Here is a 15,714-nt window from a genome sequence, read left to right as displayed (position 1 = left end):
CTTGGTGAGCTTAGGCAGCGACTGCGACGAAATCGCCGCCGCGGCTGCTCTTCAGGTAATTCAGGCCGTGTATCTGGCCGGTCATTTCCAGCTCGTTACGATAGACCGGATCATGCCAGCCTTCGATGTCAATTGAACCGGACCAGCCAGCCATACGCAGCTCGGAAATGATGTCGGTCCAGTTGCTGTCGCCGAAACCAGGCGTCCGCATCAGAACGAACTTTTCCTTGCCGAAAATGCCATGCTCCTTGATGACCTCCCAGCGGATCGTCGCATCCTTGCCGTGCACGTGGAAAATCTTGTGCGCCCATTTGCGGATCTGCGGCAACGGATCGATCAGATAGACCATCTGGTGGCAGGGCTCCCATTCGAGGCCGATATTGTCATCAGGCGTCTCGTTGAACATCAGCTCCCAGGCATCCGGATTATGCGCGATGTTCCAGTCGCCGGTCGCCCAGTTGCCGTCCATGGCGCAGTTTTCGAAGGCGATCTTGACGCCCTTGTCAGCAGCACGCTTGGCAAGTTCGCTCCAGATCTGCTTGTAGCGCGGCAGGCTGTCGGTCAGCTTCTTGTTGCGGACGCGGCCGGTAAAGCCGGCAACGCAAGTGGCGCCGAAGTGATGGGCATTGTCGATGCAATCCTTCCAGCCTTGCAGCGTCTTAAGGTCCATCTCGCCTTCCTCGAGCGGATTGCCGAACATGCCGAGCGTCGACATGGTGATGTCCCGATCGCCGATCGCATCGACGCAACGCTTGCCCAGTTCTGCCAGATCCTGGCCATTGGTCGTCTGCCAGAAGAACGGCTCGAAGCTTTCAAACCCCAGGTCGGCGATCTCAGTGATGCGGGCTGCCGCATCCTCGTCGGAAGCCTTGACCATCGTGCCGATGCGGATTGAGTTGGCTGGATTGTTCACGATCTCTGTCCTTATGAATGTCTTCAGGCTGAAATTTCGATGCGCTTGCCGGATTTGGCGCTTTCGATGGCGCCGAGAACCATGGCAAGGCTCCGGATATTGTCGCTGCTCACCGTCTCCGGTGGACGGCCCGTTCGCACGGCCTCAATGAAGCTGGAAATGACGCTGGCGTGTCCGTGCGTTTCGGCGTCATCTGCCGGTGCCGGCACGTCGATCGGCTGGAAGCCGTGCAGCAGCCCCTCTTCCGTCCCGGCAACCGTCGCCTCGAAGGCCTCTTCGCCGTCCCAGGTCAGCATGCCCTTGGAGCCCGTCAGCCGCCATTCGCTTTCCCAGCTTGTCCGCCGCCCCTCGGCACACCAGGAGCCGCGATAGGTGAAGGTGACGTCGTCGGCGAATTCGAACACGGCGTGGGCGGATGCGCCGTGCCTGTACCAGGAACCCTTCGGGTTGGTCTCGACGCAATAAACAGTGAGCGGCTTGCGGTCGGCAACGAAACGCGCGGCGTCGAAAGTGTGGATCGCCATGTCGAGCAGCAGCACATGGTCCATCTCTTCGCGGAAGCCGCCGAAATGCGGCCCTAGGAAGAAGTCGCAATGGATGCCTGTCAGTTCGCCGATGGCGCCGCTCTCGACGAAACGGCGCAGGCGCCTGATACCGGCGATATAGCGGCGGTTCTGGATGATGGCGTGGACCTTGCCGGTCTCCGCCGCCAGCGCGATCAGCGCCGACCCTTCGGCCAGCGATGTGGCCATCGGCTTTTCGCTGAGAACATGGCAGCCGGCCTTCAGCGCTGTCGAGACAACGGCGAAGCGCGCCGCCGGAACGACCACGTCGAACACCATGTCCGCCTTGGTCCGCGCAATCACATCGGCAAGATCGGAGCCGATCACGGCACCTTCCAGACCGAACTCCCTGGCAAGGCTCTCGGCGGTCTCCCGGTTGAGGTCGACGAGGCCCACGATTTTGATGGCGTCGGCAAGTGCCGGGTCGGATGCGATGGCTCGCAACCAACCTTTGGACATAGCTCCGCACCCGCACAGAATGGCATTGAATGTCAAAATTATTTCCTCCTCCAGAGCCTATCATCTCCCATGACTTTGGCTCCGTAAACGTTTACGAGACTAGGCGGAAATGCTTTGCTGTGTCAAGAGAGGGAAAATCGAGAAAGTGCCGACTGCAGGAAAAACGCCGCCGATGAAGGGTATTCGCCAGCTTGCCAAACATCTGGATATCTCGATCGGGACCGTCTCTCGCGCCCTGAACGGCAAAGCAGATGTCAACGCCGAGACACGCCAGCGCGTTCTCGCCGCCGCCGTCGAACTGGGCTATGTCGCCAATCAATCGGGACGCAGCCTCCGGCAGGGAACGACCAATGTCATCGGGTTGATGATGGAGTCGAGCAAGGAGACCACCGAGAACGGCGACAACTTCTTCCTCGGCCTGACCGGCGGGCTGCAAAGCGTGTTGTCGCGCCACAAGCTCGACCTCATCATGCTGCCCTGCCCGAGCGACGAGGATCCGACGGAGTATCTGCAGCGCATGGTCGCGCGCGGCATCGTCGACGGCATGATCCTCTCCGCCACACAACGCATCGACCACCGCCTCGAATTCCTGTCTCGCACCAAGATCCCCTTCGTGACGCTGGGCCGCAGCCAGTCGGGCGGTCAATATGCCTGGATCGATCTGGATTTCGAGGGCGTTGCCAACAGCGCCGTCGACCGGCTGATCGCCCAAGGCCATCGCCGCATCGCCATTGCCGCGCCGTCAAACGACATCAACCTCGGCTATATCTTCCTCGACGGATACAAGAGCGCGCTGAAGCGCCATTGCATCGCCTTCGACCCTTCCCTGGTGCTCAGGGTCAAGTCGAGCGAGCAAGGCGGCTATCAGGCGGCGCACGAGGTGCTGCTGCTGGAAGACCGCCCGACGGCCATCATCCTCATCTACGAGCTGATGGCGATCGGTCTCTACCGGCGCCTGACGGAAGCAGGCGTCATTCCCGGGCGCGATCTGGCAGTCATCGGCTTTCGCGAGGAACCGAGGGCAAAATTCCTGCAGCCGACGCTCACCTGTTTTCGCATGTCGCTGCGCGATCTCGGCGTCGAACTCGCTGAAACGCTGCTCGCTACCATGCCGGCCTATGCTCCCTTTTATCCGAAGGGCCCGTCCAACACGATTTGGCCGCTCGAACTGGTGCCGGGAGAAAGCGACAGCTTCAAGCTGAAATCCTGAAGCAGCGCCGAAACGCCGCATCGGCCGATTGACGGTTGCGCGATTGTTGGGCAGGCGCCATGTAGGATGGCCAAGCGGGAGCCGGACGTGAGCGAAAAGACGATAACTTTATACGAGGCCATTGGCGGCGCACCGACGGTGCAGGCGTTGACAGAGCGCTTCTACACGCTGATGGACACGCTGCCCGAGGCCGCCCGCTGCCGCGCCATCCATCCGCCGACCCTCGAAGGCAGCCGCGAGAAATTCTACGAATACATGACCGGCTACCTCGGCGGTCCGCCACTCTACACCGACAAGCGCGGCCATCCCCGCCTGCGCAGCCGCCACTTCCCGGCCGCCATCGGCCCGCAAGAGCGGGACGAATGGCTGCTCTGCTTCCGGCAAGCGCTGGATGAGACCGTTACCAGTGAGCAATTGAGAAACGTCATATGGGAGCCGGTCCTGCGCCTCGCCCATCACATGCAGAACAAGGAATAGCCGCCCGATGCTGAATTACATCCGCCCTCTCCTGCTGCTGCTTTCCGGCATTTTCGGCTGTGCGGGCGTGGCGCTCGCCGCCGCCTCCGCCCATGCCGGCGGCGACGTCCACCTGCTGGCCTCCGCCTCGGCCATGTGCCTGGCGCACGCGCCGGCCCTGCTCGCCCTCTATATCGGCTACCGCGCCATCGGCACCGCGCCGCTTGCGGGGCCGCTGATGGGGCTGGGCACTCTGTTGTTCACGGCGGATCTTCTGATGCTTTACGCGCGCGGAGCCGGCCTGTTCCCGATGGCAGCCCCGATTGGCGGTTTCGCGATGATGGGCGGATGGTTGGTCGTGGCAGCAGGTGCATTCGTTCGAAGATCAGCCGAGACGGACTGAAACCCGAACATCGCCAACCGCTCAGATGCCCTCGACGACATTGAATCCCTCGAAAACCGGATGACCGACATACACTGCCTTATGGTCGCCGGCATTGCGATGGGACTTTCGGAAGCTCTCGGACTTCGTCCAGTTCGAAAAGTCAGCCTCGCTCGCCCAGATCGTGTGCGAGGAAAAAAGCGTATAGCCCTCCTCCTCGTTTGTCTTGCTGCGCAGAAGACGAAACTCAATGAAACCTGGAACCTCGGGCAGGCTCGAATCCCGATTTCTCCAGATGGATTCGAATTCGGTCTCGGAACCGATGGCCACCTTGAAGCGGTTCATGGCGATAAACATGGGAAAACACCTTTCAAGCCTTGCGGAAACATTCCGGACTCTTGCCCGCCGGCGGCGCAAAGGCAACCACGTTTCTGCCCGTCGCCGCATCGCGCCCGAAGATCGCTGGCGGGATATCGCCGGGCGGACGGGTCGCCTCGCGTGGAAAAGCGATGACATTTCCATCGGGCATGAAGACGCGGCGAAGCGAAATCAACGCCTGGAGTTCCGGCACCGCGACCCTGTCGTTCACGGGGGCCAGACTATGCAGTCCAATCAAGGTCACGCCGTCCGAACCACTCTCCGTCATCGCGCGGCATCCCGATCGTTCATGGTGTGAAGGGCGCGCTCGAGGCTCGATTTGCTGCCGTTGCGCAGCGGAATGAAGGTCTTTCCATAGCGCTTGCAGCCGGTCTTGACCCGCAGGCAGGCATCATGGCTGATACAGTCGATCGGGCAGAAGACACAGTCGACCGACTGCAGGTGTGTGTCGATTCGCGAGACCGCCTCTCGCAACCCGCCGTCATGATGCAGCAGTTCGGCGCCAAAATTGCTGGCAATCTGGCGAAGATGGGCAACTTGGCAATCGCGCCCGCCGACATAGAGGAAGCTGCGGCCGTCGAGGCGGGACTTGCCCGCAGGCTCGGATGGTGCCGCTGCGACCGGGACCTCGCGGCTACCGTCTCTTTTGCCTTTACGCGCCATGCCCTTACCCCGTTTGCTGGTTGAAAACAGACCCTGTTACGAGGGGTCTGAATCGACCCTATAAAACTAGACCAAACGAGTAAAGTATAAACTTGACAAATTACCTCATCTTTTTCGCGAGCGTCATTTTCCGGTGACCTGAACCTCCTGCGTGAAGGACCAGCTAGGCTTTCCCCACTCCGACGGGAGCGGCGGGAACGGCGCGGCGCGGCGCACGCCTTCGAGCACGGCATTGTCCAGCTCGGAAATTCCGGAGCTTCGGGCGAGCGACAGCGAACTCAGCTGGCCGCCCGAATCGACCGTCAACCGCACCCGCACCGACATAGCCGCCGTCATGCGCCGGTACTCCGACGGTACACGCACCGAGCGACGAATGCGCGACTGGACCTTGCCGGGATAGTTGGCCACCGCCGCGCTGCCGGAGCCCTGACGATTGCCGGCGCTCTGCGAGGCCCTGTCGGCTTCCGCCGATTCCGTGCCCTCGGCCGATCCCTTCTTGGCATCCTGCTCGCTCTCGCCCTTTGAGCCCGACTTCACCTTGGTTGTCTTTGGCGGCGGCTTGCGGACGACTTCCTTCGGCTTCTGCACCGGCTTTGCAGGCGGCGTCGACTTCTCGATCGGCGTAACCGTTTCCGCAATTGGCGGAGCAGCCTCGATGGTCTCCATCGGCTGCACCGCCTCGGGCGGCGTAGTCGACGGTGTCAACGTGGTCGGCGGTGCCGCAGCCTGGCGCGTCGGTTCGGGCTGGATCTCTGTTGCCATCGGTTGCGATACGGTCGGCTCTGCCGGCACTTCGGCCGCCAGTACCTCCGGTTCTGGTGAAACCACGGTTTCCGGCGCAACCTGCGTCACCGCCTGTGTCGGCTGCACGACTTCGGGCTGGACCGTCTCCGGGAAGGGCATGGCCGGTTGCACCGCCTGCGGAGCATCGATCGGCGGTGTTTCGGCGGTGACCGGTTCGGCTGGGACCACATCCGCTGTTTTGCTGTCGGTCGGCTGAACGAGATCCGGCTGGACGCTTTCGGCGACGATCTCGTCCGGCTTCGGCGGTTCCTGCTGCTCCTCGCCCGACGCCATTTGATCGTCCTCCGCATTGCCGAGCATGACGACGCTGACGCTATCGCCCGCCTCTTCGACCGGCTCGTCAGGCAACGTCACGACGGCCATCGTCAGCGCCGCGAAGACAGCCGCATGGAAGACCAGCGAGCAAAGCCCGGAGGAGATCGCTCTCTTTCGGGTGGCGAGCCGGCGGCCCTTGCTCCGCTCCGGCAGGGCATCGACATCCGGCGCCGCATTGTTGGCTTTGGGATCCTTGTCCGGAATTGCAGGATAAGAGGGGATCAGCGTCAGGCGCGCATAATGCACAACCGCCTCCGCAGCCGGCGGACGCGGCAGCTCGTCGAGGCCCGAAAGCTCATGGGCGGGAAAGGCCGGCGGCGTGTTGTCGTTGACGACCGCACCCATGCGCGGATCGACGCTGGAAACGCTTCTGGATCGGGACTTGGCCGAGCTGGTCATGGGCTGCACTCGCCGTTGGCGATATGGATGACGGCCGGGCTATGCCTCGGCCGCCGACGATCTCAACCTTCGAAAGGCACGGCGATCTGGGAGCGCGTTGTCAGCGCCGCCTTGCATTCTCCGGCCGCAGGTCCCTCGCAGACCGGCGTGTCGTTGATGATGACGCGCGTCACCGCCTCGCACTTGACGTTCGGCATGTCGAACTGCCGCACGCGCTTCTTGCCCACCGGCAGGTCGCGGAAATCGAGGACGGTAATCTTGTCGACGGCGTTCTTGTCGTTGAAGAACGCCAGCTCGAAGGAAATCTTGGCAATCGGCGTCGGCATGTCGTTCTGGGCGACGAAGGTCATCATGCAGCCTTTGGCCGATGGCGTCAGCGCGTTGAGTTCCACCGCGAGCTTGGCGGTGGCAGGGGCTGGCTGCTGCGCGGACGCTGGCAAAGCGGCAGCCGAAGCCAGCAGGCCGCAAGCCAAGAGGAGGAAGTGTGTCTCTGCACGCATAGGGCTCTCCAGCATCTGATCCCGGCCGCAGCGACAGCGCTGAAATCGACCGCCAAAATTAAACTTGAGTTATTGAGTATCCTATTGCGTCTTTAGAAAACCATGACTATGAGAGTCAAGATAAAACTCGCGGGATGTCCCGCCCGTTCCCATGATTTTGCAGGCAAAACAGCCAAATGATTGCTGACAAAACTCCCGCGCCGCAGCCAGCGGCTCACGTTAGGACGATCGAAAGCGCGGAAATTTTTCGCGGCCAAAGCGAGATCGTGATCCGGCACGAGGGTTTCACATACCGATTGAAGATTACCCGCCAAGGCAAATTGATACTCAACAAATAGGCGTATCCGGATGACCAACACGACCCGACCCACCCCAGCCGAAATCCGCAACTACCGCGCAGAAAATCCGAAGATGCGCGAACGCGATATCGCCGCCCATCTCGGCATTTCCGAAGCCGCGCTGGTGGCCGCCGAAGTCGGTCTGACGGCTGTCCGGATCGACGCCAGCGCCAACAGCTTTCTCGCGCATGTGGCGAGCCTTGGCGAGGTGATGGCGTTGTCGCGCAACGACAGTGCCGTGCACGAGAAGATCGGCATCTACGAGAACATCAAGCCCGGCAAGCACGCTGCCATCGTGCTTGGCGAGAACATCGACTTGCGCATCTTCCCTTCGCGCTGGGTGCATGGCTTTGCCGTGACCAAGAACGATGGAGACGAGGTCAAGCGAAGCCTCCAGTTCTTCGACAAGGCCGGCAATGCCGTCCACAAGGTCCACCTGCGCGCCGCATCGGATGTCGACGCCTATCACGCCCTCGTCGCGGCGTTACGCATCGATGACGCATCGCAGGACCTGATCGAAGACCATAGCGGATATGAGAGGGCCGAAGAAGACGGCGAGGTCGACCGTGACGCATTGCGCGATCACTGGAGCCGGATGACCGACACCCACGAATTCGTTGGCCTGCTCAAGAAGCTGAAGATCGGCCGCCGGGCCGCCGTCCGCAGCATCGGCGACGACTACGCCTGGCAACTGGGCGGCAGCGCAGTCCAGTCCATGCTCGAGGCCTCGGCGGCCGACGGCCTACCGATCATGTGCTTTGTCGGCAATGACGGCATCATCCAGATCCATTCCGGACCGGTTGCCAACATCAAGACGATGGGTCCCTGGATCAACGTGATGGATCCGAGCTTCCATCTGCATCTGCGCCTCGACCACATCGCCGAAGCCTGGGCGGTTCGCAAGCCGACCAAGGATGGCCATGTCAGCTCGCTGGAAGCCTATGGCGCCGATGGCGAAATGATCATCCAGTTCTTCGGCAAGCGTCGGGAAGGCTCGGACGAGCGTCCGGAATGGCGCAGCATCATCGAGGCGCTGCCGCGAATGGATGCTGAAAGCGTGGCCGCCTGAGGATCGAGATCATGATGTTTTCTTCCCTCCTCCGCCTGAGACGGCCTCGAAATTCGACTCTCCTCGCCGCCGTCATGCTGCTGCCGCTCACTGCAGCCGCCCTGCCGCACGCCTTCATTGGCGACGCCCACGCCACTGAGACCCCGAAGCTCGACACCTCACGGCTGGTCTCGATCGGCGGTGACGTCACCGAGATCATCTACGCACTCGGGGAAGAGAAACGGCTGATCGCCCGCGATTCCACCAGCCTCTATCCTGAAGCTGCGGCAAAGCTGCCGGATGTGGGCTATATGCGCGCCCTGTCGCCGGAAGGCATTTTGGCCGTCAATCCGAGTGCCATCATCGCGGTCGAGGGCGCCGGCCCGCCGGAAGCCTTGGCGGTTCTGCGCTCCGCCAGCGTTCCCTTCGAGACCGTTCCGCAAACCTACGAACGCGACGGCATCCTGAAGAAGATCGCGACCGTCGGCACCCTGCTCGGCGTCCCTGACAAGGCCAAGGCACTGGAAGCCAGCGTTGCAGCCGACCTCGACGCCGCGATCGCCGAATCCGAGCAGCGCCCCATCGCTGAGCGCAAGCGCGTACTGTTCGTTCTCAGCGTCCAGGGCGGCAAGATCATGGGCTCGGGCACAGGCACGGCAGCGGACGGCATCATCAGGCTCGCCGGTGCCATCAATGCAGTCGGCGTCTTCCCGGGATACAAACCCCTGACCGACGAGGCGATCATCGAAGCCAAGCCCGATGTCATCCTGGTCATGAACGGCGGCGGCAACCACGCCACCGGCAATGACGAACTTCTGACGCAGCCGGCCATTGCCCTGACGCCCGCAGCCGAACACAAGGCGATCATCCACATGGACGGGCTTCACCTGCTCGGCTTCGGACCGAGGACGGCGAGCGCCATCCGCGAACTCAACAGCGCGATCTACGGAGGCTGAACGATGGCGGTGAGCGACATGGTCGGCCAGCCCCAAGCTTTATCGCGAAGGAGGAGCGACTGGCTTGCCCGCTACCGCGCCGGTGACCGGTCGCAGCTCGCGATCCTCCTGATATCAGCGCTGTCGGTTCTTGCGCTGTTCTCGCTGCTGTTTTCGATCACCACGGGTGCCTCCGATGCCTCCGCATTGGATGTCGTCCATGACCTCATGCGCAATACCGGTACGGCAACGGCGCTTAGCATGCGCGACCATATCATCGTCTTCGACATCCGCCTGCCGCGCGCCATTCTGGGTTTCCTGATCGGCGCCTCGCTCGCCGTGTCAGGCGCCATCATGCAGGGGCTTTTTCGCAATCCTTTGGCAGACCCGGGACTGGTCGGCGTTTCCTCCGGCGCAAGCTTGGGCGCCGTCGTCATGATCGTGCTGAGCGGTACCGTGGCTGCGCCGCTCTATGCGCTACTCGGTATCTACGCTCTGCCGCTGGCAGCTTTTGCCGGCGGACTTGCCACCACGCTCCTGCTCTACAGCATCGCCACCCGCCAGGGTCAGACCTCCGTCGCAACCATGCTGCTCGCCGGGATCGCGCTTGGCGCCCTCGCCATGGCCGCGACCGGCGTGCTCGTCTACATGGCCGACGACAAGCAGCTCCGCGACCTCACCTTCTGGGGCATGGGATCGCTGGCCGGCGCAACCTGGCTGAAGATCGCCGCCGCCGGGCCAATCATCCTGCTGTCGCTGCTGGCCATCCCCTTCATGGCCAAGGGCCTCAACGCCATCACCCTCGGCGAGGCCGCGGCCTTCCACATGGGCGTCCCCGTGCAGCGGCTGAAGACGGCGGCAATCCTCGTGGTGGCGGCAGCGACGGGCGCATCCGTCGCGGTCAGCGGCGGCATCGGGTTCGTCGGCATCGTCGTGCCGCATCTGCTGCGCATGCTGATCGGCCCGGATCATCGCTACCTGCTGCCGGCCTCGGCCCTCTTAGGCGGCACGCTGCTGATCTTTGCCGACATGCTGGCCCGAACTATCGTCTCCCCCGCCGAGATGCCGATCGGCATCATCACCGCTGCCGTCGGCGGGCCCTTCTTCCTGTGGATCCTGCTGCGAAACCGCACCCGCCTCGCTCTTTAAGGATCCCATGTGATTGCCGTTTCAAACCTTTGCGTCAGCCTGGGAGGCCGATCCGTAGTCGAAAGCGTCGACTTCACCGCCAAAGCCGGAGCGCTGACGGCAATCTGTGGGCCGAACGGTTCCGGCAAGACCACGATCGTCAAGGCAATCTCGGGCGAACTCCCCTATCGCGGCTCGATCAGGCTCGGCGGCAAGGAGGTGAGTGCTATGAAGCCGCTGCCTCTGGCGCTGGCGCGCGGCGTGCTGCCGCAGGCAAGTTCCATCTCTTTCCCCTTCACCGTTCGAGAGATCGTCCGCATGGGCCTGACCTCGGGCGCCAACACCCAGCCGCAGCACGCCGATCGCATCGCCGCAGAGGCGCTGCATGCCGTCGATCTCGCCGGCTTCGAGGGGCGCCTCTACCAGGAGCTTTCCGGCGGCGAGCAGCAGCGTGTCCAGTTCGCCCGCGTCCTCTGCCAAATCCCTGAGCCCGTTGCCGACGGCCACCCCTGCTGGCTGCTGCTCGACGAACCGGTCTCGAGCCTCGACATCAGCCATCAGCTCGCCATCATGCAGCTGGCCCGCAGCTTCTGCCGGGCCGGCGGCGGCGTCATCGCGGTCATGCACGATCTCAACCTGTCCGCTCTCTTCGCCGATCAGATCTTGCTCGTGAAAAGCGGAAAGCGGGTCGCAACCGGTGCTGCCGCCGACGTACTCACCGACGAGAACCTCCAGCAGGTTTTCGGCTGCGCGCTTCAAGTGAACCAAAGGCCGGCGGACGGCACGCCCTTCGTTCTGCCCCACAGCGCAGCGCCGGGAGACGCTGGCCGCGCCGGAACTTTTCACCTATCATTGCGTTAGGCTGGCAACGGTTTAGGTCGATGAAGACAATGGTTTTGTCGCCACGACCTGACGATGAAAGCAACGCACTGGCGCGTTGAAACAATGGAGAACACCAATGGCAAACTCCCTGCTCCACAGCCTTCGCGGCAAGCGCAACGGCACGTTCAGCGACATCGAGGATACGATCGAGGATCAGGTCGAAAGCCTCCGGAGCGAAATCGCCTCGCTGACGAAGCTGATCTCCAAGAACGGCGCCAGCCAGGGCAAGAAGCTCCGCGCCCAGGCTGAATCCGGCTACGAAGATCTCCTCGGCCGCAGCGAAGAGCTGATGCAGCAACTCCAGGACGGCTACGCCCGCAGCGCCCGCGAAGTGCGCGCAACCGTTCGCGCCCATCCGGCTGCAACGATCGGCACAGTGGCGGCCGTCGGGCTGCTGATCGCTCTCCTCGCACGTCGCTAAGGATCATCGATGCTGGGTCCTATTTTAGGCTTGCTACTGTCGGGCTCCGTGAAAAACACCGTTGCGCGCACCAAGCGCAACGGTGTTTTCATCGCGTTGGCGATGGTGTTGCTCCTGACCACCTACGTCTTCGGCCTGGCGGCACTCGCTCTCTGGCTCGCGACGATCTACGGCATGCTCTACGCGACGCTGATCGTCGGCAGCGGCACTTTGCTGATCGCGATAGCGCTGCTGGTCGTCATGGCGAGCATCAACGCGCAGGAGGCCCGTCGCGCCCGCGAAAAGCGTTTGGCTGCCCAATCCATGGCCACGGTCGGCCTCGGCCTCGTCCGTTCGCAGCCCTTGCTGGCCGCGGCGGTTGCCGGCGCGTTTCTCCTGAGCAACATCATGGGCTCGCGCAGCGACGACTAGAGCTCGTAACCAACCGTCCGCACCATGACGTCACGAAAAACCCGCCGCACCAATCAAGGTGCGGCGGGTTTCCTTTTGCGATCATGCCTCCCAGCTAGAAGGCAAACGCCCTGGATGTCAGGGGCGAGGACGTCGCGTCGGGGCCGAAGTCCGCCTCGCCTGTGATCTGCAGCAACTCCTGCAGCCGCTGGCGGGCGCGGTTCACACGGCTCTTGATCGTACCGACGGCGCATTCGCAGATCTCGGCAGCTTCCTCATAGGAAAAGCCGGAGGCGCCGACGAGGATGATCGCTTCACGCTGGTCTGGTGGAAGCTGCTCCAGTGCCTTGCGGAAATCCTGCAGGTCCAGCGCGCCGTACTGCGAAGGATGGGTTGCCATGGATTCCGTGAAAAGGCCGTCGCTGTCCTGGATCTCGCGACCGCTCTTGCGCATCTGGCTGTAGAGCTCGTTGCGGAGAATGGTAAACAGCCATGCCTTCATGTTCGTGCCCATCTCGAAGTGGTCCTGCTTGGCCCAAGCCTTCATGATGGTATCCTGGACCAGGTCGTCCGCCCGGTCATGACGACCGATCAGCGAGATCGCGAATGCACGAAGGCTCGGCAATGCAGACAGCATCTCGCGCTTGAAGCTCGGTTGTACCTTTTCCATCAAATTACTCCCGCCCGACCGATTTACCGGCCGCCATTTCCACCTGATCGAGCTTTTCGAGCAGATCAAGGAAACGGTCGGGTATCGCCTCGTCCTGGGCAGCGGCGTAAAGGCTCCGCAACCGGCTGCCGATCTGGCTATTGGGGTCTAGAAGATCTGTAACGCGGACATCAGGTCGCGTCTGTTCCGTGTCTTCCTGGTGGGGAGCTGTCATATATGGTTCACTCTCGGACCGTGTTGTATTAATGCTGCTTCCGATGCGAGACACTGCTGCTGCGGAAACGCTGGGGAGGCTCGGCAAACACCGCAATCTTATTGTCATCGGGCGGTTCCATGCTACACCCTTATCACGTCGACCATTAATGCATGCCCCCGAAAAAAGTTCCCGGACACCGGAACTTTTTTGGGAGACGCGTGTTCTAACATTTATTATTTACCATGGCCTACTGACGGGAGCCATTTATGACACTTTCGACTCGAATTGCTCCGCACCTTCCTTACCTTCGTCGCTACTCCCGAGCATTGACCGGCACCCAGACATCAGGCGATGCCTACGTCGCGGCCGTTCTCGAAGCCATCATTGCCGATATTTCCATTTTCCCCGACACGTCGAACGACCGTGTGGCGCTGTACAAGCTGTTCACCACTCTGTTCGGCTCCAGTTCCGTTCAGGTTCCCGAGCCCACCTCCCCTTACGCCTGGGAAAAACGCGCTTCGGTCAATCTGTCAAAGGTTTCGCCAATCGCCCGACAGGCCTTCATCCTCGCCTCGGTTGAAAACTTCCGCATGCCTGAAATCGCCGAGATCCTCGATCTGGAAGAAGATGAGGCAGCCCGGCTTCTGGACAAGGCATCGACCGAGATATCCCGCCAGGTGGCCACGGACATCATGATCATCGAGGACGAACCGCTGATCGCCATGGACATCGAGCAGATGGTCGAAAGTCTCGGCCACCGCGTCACCGGCATCGCCCGCACCCATGCCGAAGCCGTGGCGCTCTACAATGAGACCAAGCCGAGCATGGTCCTGGCCGACATCCAGCTTGCCGACGGGAGCTCGGGTATCGATGCCGTCAACGACATTCTTAAGAATGCCAGCGTCCCGGTCATCTTCATCACCGCTTTCCCCGAGCGTCTGCTCACGGGTGAACGGCCTGAACCGACCTTCCTGGTAACAAAGCCTTTCAATCCGGACATGGTGAAGGCGCTCATCAGCCAGGCGCTGTTCTTCAACGAAACCACGAAGGTCGCGGCCTGACATTTCGCCCGGAACAATTGCGATGGCGGAGCGTTCCGTCAGCCCGGGACGCTTTGGCAACTTTAATTGTCATCGGGCTGACTTGAACGCCACTCCCGATTGGTCGGCCGTCATACGGGACGCGAAAGAAAGGCATCTTTGTGAATAACAATGATCCATCGCCCGGCTCGCCACTCGGGTTCGAGGGCAAGGCTGCCATGATGGAACGGGCGCTGGGAAGCGCCGGCGTCTCGATAATTTTCCAAGACGCAATGCTGAAGGTCGGCTATTTCGAGAACCTTCCCGATCACCTGAAAGAACTCGCCTTTGTCGGCGTCGACGACATGGCCCTGTTCGGCGACAAGGATGGCGCCCGCATCCTCGAGCTCAAGCGCGACGTGCTGAAAAGTGGCAAGGCGGCCAATGCCGAAATTTCCCTTTCGACATCCGAAGGGGTCAAGATCTACGAGATGAAGATCGAACGCACGCAGGCCCAAGAGCTTGGCGTGCTTTCGGTGATTTTCGAGGTCACCGAAAGCCGGCATCGCGAGAAGGTGCTGAAATCGCTGCTTCGCGAGCTCTCGCACAGATCAAAGAACCTGCTCGCCATCATCCAGGGCATTGCGACACAGACCGCACGCAACACGCTGTCTCTGGACAATTTCCTGATAAAATTCCGCGGGCGCCTGCAGTCGTTGTCAAACTCGCAGGACCTGATCACCGACTCGAGCTGGCGCGGGGCCTATCTCTTCGAACTCGCCGAAAAGCAGTTCGCGCCCTATTGGCCAGACGCTTCCATTCCGGTGCCGATCAGCGGCATCAATGCCCATCTCACACCCAATGCAGCCGTGCATCTGGGACTGGCGCTGCACGAGTTGATCGTCAACTCCGCCTCGCATGGAGCAATCGCTGCGGGCAAGACCAGCATCACCCTTGTCTGTCAGGCAACTAACCTCGAAGGCAAGCAGGCAGTCGAGATCATATGGTCGGAAATGATCAATACGGCAGTCGCTGCCCATGACTTCGAGGACAACAGCTTTGGCAAGACGGTCCTCGAGCGGGTCGTCCCGACATCGATGAACGGTCGCGCCCAGCTAGGCGTCGGCTTGGACCGATTGGAATACCGGCTGACGATACCGGAAACGGAATACGAAATCCTAAAAACCCCTTGAAGCAGCCCAGTGCACGAAGCATTGGGCTTTTTGCTATGCGATCGCCAAAAAAAACAGTCGTTGCGAGGGCGCGCAACGACTGTTTTCGACTCACCGGGAGGGGGACCGTGAGTTAAACGTCCGACGACGCTTAGAGGGGCGTGCATCTGGGTGGATGCAATCATCATCAGGACATCCCAATAACGCACGACCGCGAACAGGGTTCCGGCGTCCCTCGAATTAATTTGATATTTGGATTGACGCCCTGACGATGCGGCTTGCCACGCCGCGGGATGGCATTGCACGCAAGGCTGCACCAAGCCCCGACCCGGCTGAACGCTCTCCCAGTAAACGATGAATTTCAATAGCTTGCGCGAAATCTCCATCATCCACCAAATCCTGCTGCCCAACGACAAAGGTCCAAAAATTTACCGTTTGATAAATTTTTTATCCTGAGTTAGCTTTTCAATCCT

The 15,714-nt window shown here is 61.5% G+C and carries 21 protein-coding genes; 12 read left to right on the top strand and 9 right to left on the bottom strand.

All coding sequences use genetic code 11. From position 1 onward, the window contains the following. Nucleotides 1-10: 10 nt before the first annotated feature. Together VH564_RS09105 and VH564_RS09100 are read right to left on the bottom strand one after the other, a co-directional pair. Nucleotides 11-913: a sugar phosphate isomerase/epimerase family protein gene (locus VH564_RS09105; protein WP_423339507.1), complete on the bottom strand. Its 903-nt coding sequence runs from the start codon at nucleotides 911-913 to the stop codon at nucleotides 11-13. Nucleotides 914-936: 23 nt separating this feature from the next. Beyond that, entirely contained in the window at nucleotides 937-1,971 is a 1,035-nt protein-coding gene (locus VH564_RS09100; RefSeq protein WP_423339506.1) for a Gfo/Idh/MocA family protein, read from the bottom strand. A 136-nt stretch (nucleotides 1,972-2,107) separates the two neighbouring features. Between VH564_RS09100 and VH564_RS09095 the strand changes: the two genes are divergently transcribed. The 3 genes from VH564_RS09095 to VH564_RS09085 all read left to right on the top strand — a co-directional run bounded on the left by VH564_RS09095 (nucleotide 2,108) and on the right by VH564_RS09085 (nucleotide 4,004). Then, nucleotides 2,108-3,145, top strand: coding sequence for a LacI family DNA-binding transcriptional regulator (locus VH564_RS09095; protein ID WP_423339505.1), 1,038 nt, complete (start codon nucleotides 2,108-2,110; stop codon nucleotides 3,143-3,145). An 87-nt stretch (nucleotides 3,146-3,232) separates the two neighbouring features. Continuing rightward, nucleotides 3,233-3,622 carry a group II truncated hemoglobin gene (locus VH564_RS09090; RefSeq protein ID WP_423339504.1) on the top strand — a complete coding sequence of 130 codons (390 nt, stop codon included), beginning with the start codon at nucleotides 3,233-3,235 and terminating at the stop codon, nucleotides 3,620-3,622. A 7-nt stretch (nucleotides 3,623-3,629) separates the two neighbouring features. Beyond that, the gene (locus VH564_RS09085; protein WP_423339503.1) at nucleotides 3,630-4,004 is read left to right on the top strand and encodes a DUF423 domain-containing protein; all 375 of its coding nucleotides are present in this window, start codon (nucleotides 3,630-3,632) and stop codon (nucleotides 4,002-4,004) included. 21 nt (nucleotides 4,005-4,025) lie between these two features. On the opposite strand, the gene VH564_RS09080 is transcribed toward VH564_RS09085, so the two are convergent. The 5 genes from VH564_RS09080 to VH564_RS09060 form a co-directional block, all read right to left on the bottom strand. Beyond that, nucleotides 4,026-4,340 carry an antibiotic biosynthesis monooxygenase family protein gene (locus tag VH564_RS09080; RefSeq protein WP_423339502.1) on the bottom strand — a complete coding sequence of 105 codons (315 nt, stop codon included), beginning with the start codon at nucleotides 4,338-4,340 and terminating at the stop codon, nucleotides 4,026-4,028. A gap of 13 nt (nucleotides 4,341-4,353) precedes the next feature. Next, nucleotides 4,354-4,629 (bottom strand): hypothetical protein, encoded by a 276-nt coding sequence (locus tag VH564_RS09075; RefSeq protein ID WP_423339501.1) that lies wholly within the window; start codon nucleotides 4,627-4,629, stop codon nucleotides 4,354-4,356. Next, nucleotides 4,626-5,024, bottom strand: coding sequence for a DUF2325 domain-containing protein (locus VH564_RS09070; protein ID WP_423339500.1), 399 nt, complete (start codon nucleotides 5,022-5,024; stop codon nucleotides 4,626-4,628). The genes VH564_RS09075 and VH564_RS09070 overlap by 4 nt, the downstream gene beginning before the upstream one ends. A gap of 123 nt (nucleotides 5,025-5,147) precedes the next feature. Then, a complete protein-coding gene (locus VH564_RS09065) occupies nucleotides 5,148-6,542 on the bottom strand; it encodes a TonB family protein (RefSeq protein WP_423339499.1) in 1,395 nt (464 codons plus the stop codon). 62 nt (nucleotides 6,543-6,604) lie between these two features. Then, entirely contained in the window at nucleotides 6,605-7,042 is a 438-nt protein-coding gene (locus VH564_RS09060) for a hypothetical protein (protein WP_423339498.1), read from the bottom strand. Between the two features lie 176 nt (nucleotides 7,043-7,218). Here VH564_RS09060 and hemP point away from each other — a divergent pair, with 176 nt between their 5' ends. The 7 genes from hemP to VH564_RS09025 all read left to right on the top strand — a co-directional run bounded on the left by hemP (nucleotide 7,219) and on the right by VH564_RS09025 (nucleotide 12,205). Then, nucleotides 7,219-7,380 (top strand): hemin uptake protein HemP, encoded by a 162-nt coding sequence (gene hemP / locus VH564_RS09055; RefSeq protein WP_423339497.1) that lies wholly within the window; start codon nucleotides 7,219-7,221, stop codon nucleotides 7,378-7,380. A 10-nt stretch (nucleotides 7,381-7,390) separates the two neighbouring features. Next, nucleotides 7,391-8,449, top strand: a complete 1,059-nt coding sequence (locus VH564_RS09050; protein ID WP_423339496.1) for a hemin-degrading factor — start codon at nucleotides 7,391-7,393, stop codon at nucleotides 8,447-8,449. A gap of 11 nt (nucleotides 8,450-8,460) precedes the next feature. Continuing rightward, nucleotides 8,461-9,384, top strand: a complete 924-nt coding sequence (locus tag VH564_RS09045; protein WP_423339495.1) for a heme/hemin ABC transporter substrate-binding protein — start codon at nucleotides 8,461-8,463, stop codon at nucleotides 9,382-9,384. An 18-nt stretch (nucleotides 9,385-9,402) separates the two neighbouring features. Continuing rightward, nucleotides 9,403-10,512, top strand: coding sequence for a FecCD family ABC transporter permease (locus VH564_RS09040; RefSeq protein WP_423339975.1), 1,110 nt, complete (start codon nucleotides 9,403-9,405; stop codon nucleotides 10,510-10,512). A 9-nt stretch (nucleotides 10,513-10,521) separates the two neighbouring features. After that, nucleotides 10,522-11,352, top strand: a complete 831-nt coding sequence (locus VH564_RS09035) for a heme ABC transporter ATP-binding protein (protein ID WP_423339494.1) — start codon at nucleotides 10,522-10,524, stop codon at nucleotides 11,350-11,352. 97 nt (nucleotides 11,353-11,449) lie between these two features. Then, nucleotides 11,450-11,794 carry a DUF883 family protein gene (locus VH564_RS09030; protein ID WP_423339493.1) on the top strand — a complete coding sequence of 115 codons (345 nt, stop codon included), beginning with the start codon at nucleotides 11,450-11,452 and terminating at the stop codon, nucleotides 11,792-11,794. A 9-nt stretch (nucleotides 11,795-11,803) separates the two neighbouring features. Then, on the top strand, nucleotides 11,804-12,205 hold the full coding sequence (locus tag VH564_RS09025; protein WP_423339492.1) for a hypothetical protein: 402 nt from the start codon (nucleotides 11,804-11,806) through the stop codon (nucleotides 12,203-12,205). Nucleotides 12,206-12,299: 94 nt separating this feature from the next. On the opposite strand, the gene VH564_RS09020 is transcribed toward VH564_RS09025, so the two are convergent. Both VH564_RS09020 and VH564_RS09015 read right to left on the bottom strand, forming a co-directional pair. Beyond that, entirely contained in the window at nucleotides 12,300-12,854 is a 555-nt protein-coding gene (locus VH564_RS09020; protein ID WP_423339491.1) for an RNA polymerase sigma factor, read from the bottom strand. Between the two features lie 4 nt (nucleotides 12,855-12,858). After that, nucleotides 12,859-13,068 carry a NepR family anti-sigma factor gene (locus VH564_RS09015; protein WP_423339490.1) on the bottom strand — a complete coding sequence of 70 codons (210 nt, stop codon included), beginning with the start codon at nucleotides 13,066-13,068 and terminating at the stop codon, nucleotides 12,859-12,861. Nucleotides 13,069-13,316: 248 nt separating this feature from the next. Here VH564_RS09015 and VH564_RS09010 point away from each other — a divergent pair, with 248 nt between their 5' ends. Both VH564_RS09010 and VH564_RS09005 read left to right on the top strand, forming a co-directional pair. Beyond that, nucleotides 13,317-14,111 carry a response regulator gene (locus VH564_RS09010; RefSeq protein WP_423339489.1) on the top strand — a complete coding sequence of 265 codons (795 nt, stop codon included), beginning with the start codon at nucleotides 13,317-13,319 and terminating at the stop codon, nucleotides 14,109-14,111. A gap of 197 nt (nucleotides 14,112-14,308) precedes the next feature. Continuing rightward, nucleotides 14,309-15,262 (top strand): sensor histidine kinase, encoded by a 954-nt coding sequence (locus VH564_RS09005; protein ID WP_423339974.1) that lies wholly within the window; start codon nucleotides 14,309-14,311, stop codon nucleotides 15,260-15,262. The last annotated feature ends 452 nt before the right edge of the window (nucleotides 15,263-15,714 follow it).

Source organism: Rhizobium sp. HT1-10, from assembly GCF_049472505.1.
Taxonomy (GTDB): Bacteria; Pseudomonadota; Alphaproteobacteria; order Rhizobiales; family Rhizobiaceae; genus Rhizobium.
This window is presented reverse-complemented; position numbering and strand designations above follow the sequence as displayed.

Bases quoted from the DNA above. Each gene is read 5' to 3' on its own strand.
- VH564_RS09095 (WP_423339505.1), top strand. From the start codon at position 2,108: ATGAAGGGTATTCGCCAGCTTGCCAAACATCTGGATATCTCGATCGGG.
- VH564_RS09085 (WP_423339503.1), top strand. From the start codon at position 3,630: ATGCTGAATTACATCCGCCCTCTCCTGCTGCTGCTTTCCGGCATTTTC.
- VH564_RS09080 (WP_423339502.1), bottom strand. From the start codon at position 4,340: ATGTTTATCGCCATGAACCGCTTCAAGGTGGCCATCGGTTCCGAGACC.
- VH564_RS09075 (WP_423339501.1), bottom strand. From the start codon at position 4,629: ATGACGGAGAGTGGTTCGGACGGCGTGACCTTGATTGGACTGCATAGT.
- VH564_RS09070 (WP_423339500.1), bottom strand. From the start codon at position 5,024: ATGGCGCGTAAAGGCAAAAGAGACGGTAGCCGCGAGGTCCCGGTCGCA.
- VH564_RS09065 (WP_423339499.1), bottom strand. From the start codon at position 6,542: ATGACCAGCTCGGCCAAGTCCCGATCCAGAAGCGTTTCCAGCGTCGAT.
- VH564_RS09060 (WP_423339498.1), bottom strand. From the start codon at position 7,042: ATGCGTGCAGAGACACACTTCCTCCTCTTGGCTTGCGGCCTGCTGGCT.
- hemP (WP_423339497.1), top strand. From the start codon at position 7,219: ATGATTGCTGACAAAACTCCCGCGCCGCAGCCAGCGGCTCACGTTAGG.
- VH564_RS09050 (WP_423339496.1), top strand. From the start codon at position 7,391: ATGACCAACACGACCCGACCCACCCCAGCCGAAATCCGCAACTACCGC.
- VH564_RS09045 (WP_423339495.1), top strand. From the start codon at position 8,461: ATGATGTTTTCTTCCCTCCTCCGCCTGAGACGGCCTCGAAATTCGACT.
- VH564_RS09040 (WP_423339975.1), top strand. From the start codon at position 9,403: ATGGTCGGCCAGCCCCAAGCTTTATCGCGAAGGAGGAGCGACTGGCTT.
- VH564_RS09030 (WP_423339493.1), top strand. From the start codon at position 11,450: ATGGCAAACTCCCTGCTCCACAGCCTTCGCGGCAAGCGCAACGGCACG.
- VH564_RS09025 (WP_423339492.1), top strand. From the start codon at position 11,804: ATGCTGGGTCCTATTTTAGGCTTGCTACTGTCGGGCTCCGTGAAAAAC.
- VH564_RS09020 (WP_423339491.1), bottom strand. From the start codon at position 12,854: ATGGAAAAGGTACAACCGAGCTTCAAGCGCGAGATGCTGTCTGCATTG.
- VH564_RS09015 (WP_423339490.1), bottom strand. From the start codon at position 13,068: ATGACAGCTCCCCACCAGGAAGACACGGAACAGACGCGACCTGATGTC.
- VH564_RS09010 (WP_423339489.1), top strand. From the start codon at position 13,317: ATGACACTTTCGACTCGAATTGCTCCGCACCTTCCTTACCTTCGTCGC.
- VH564_RS09005 (WP_423339974.1), top strand. From the start codon at position 14,309: ATGATGGAACGGGCGCTGGGAAGCGCCGGCGTCTCGATAATTTTCCAA.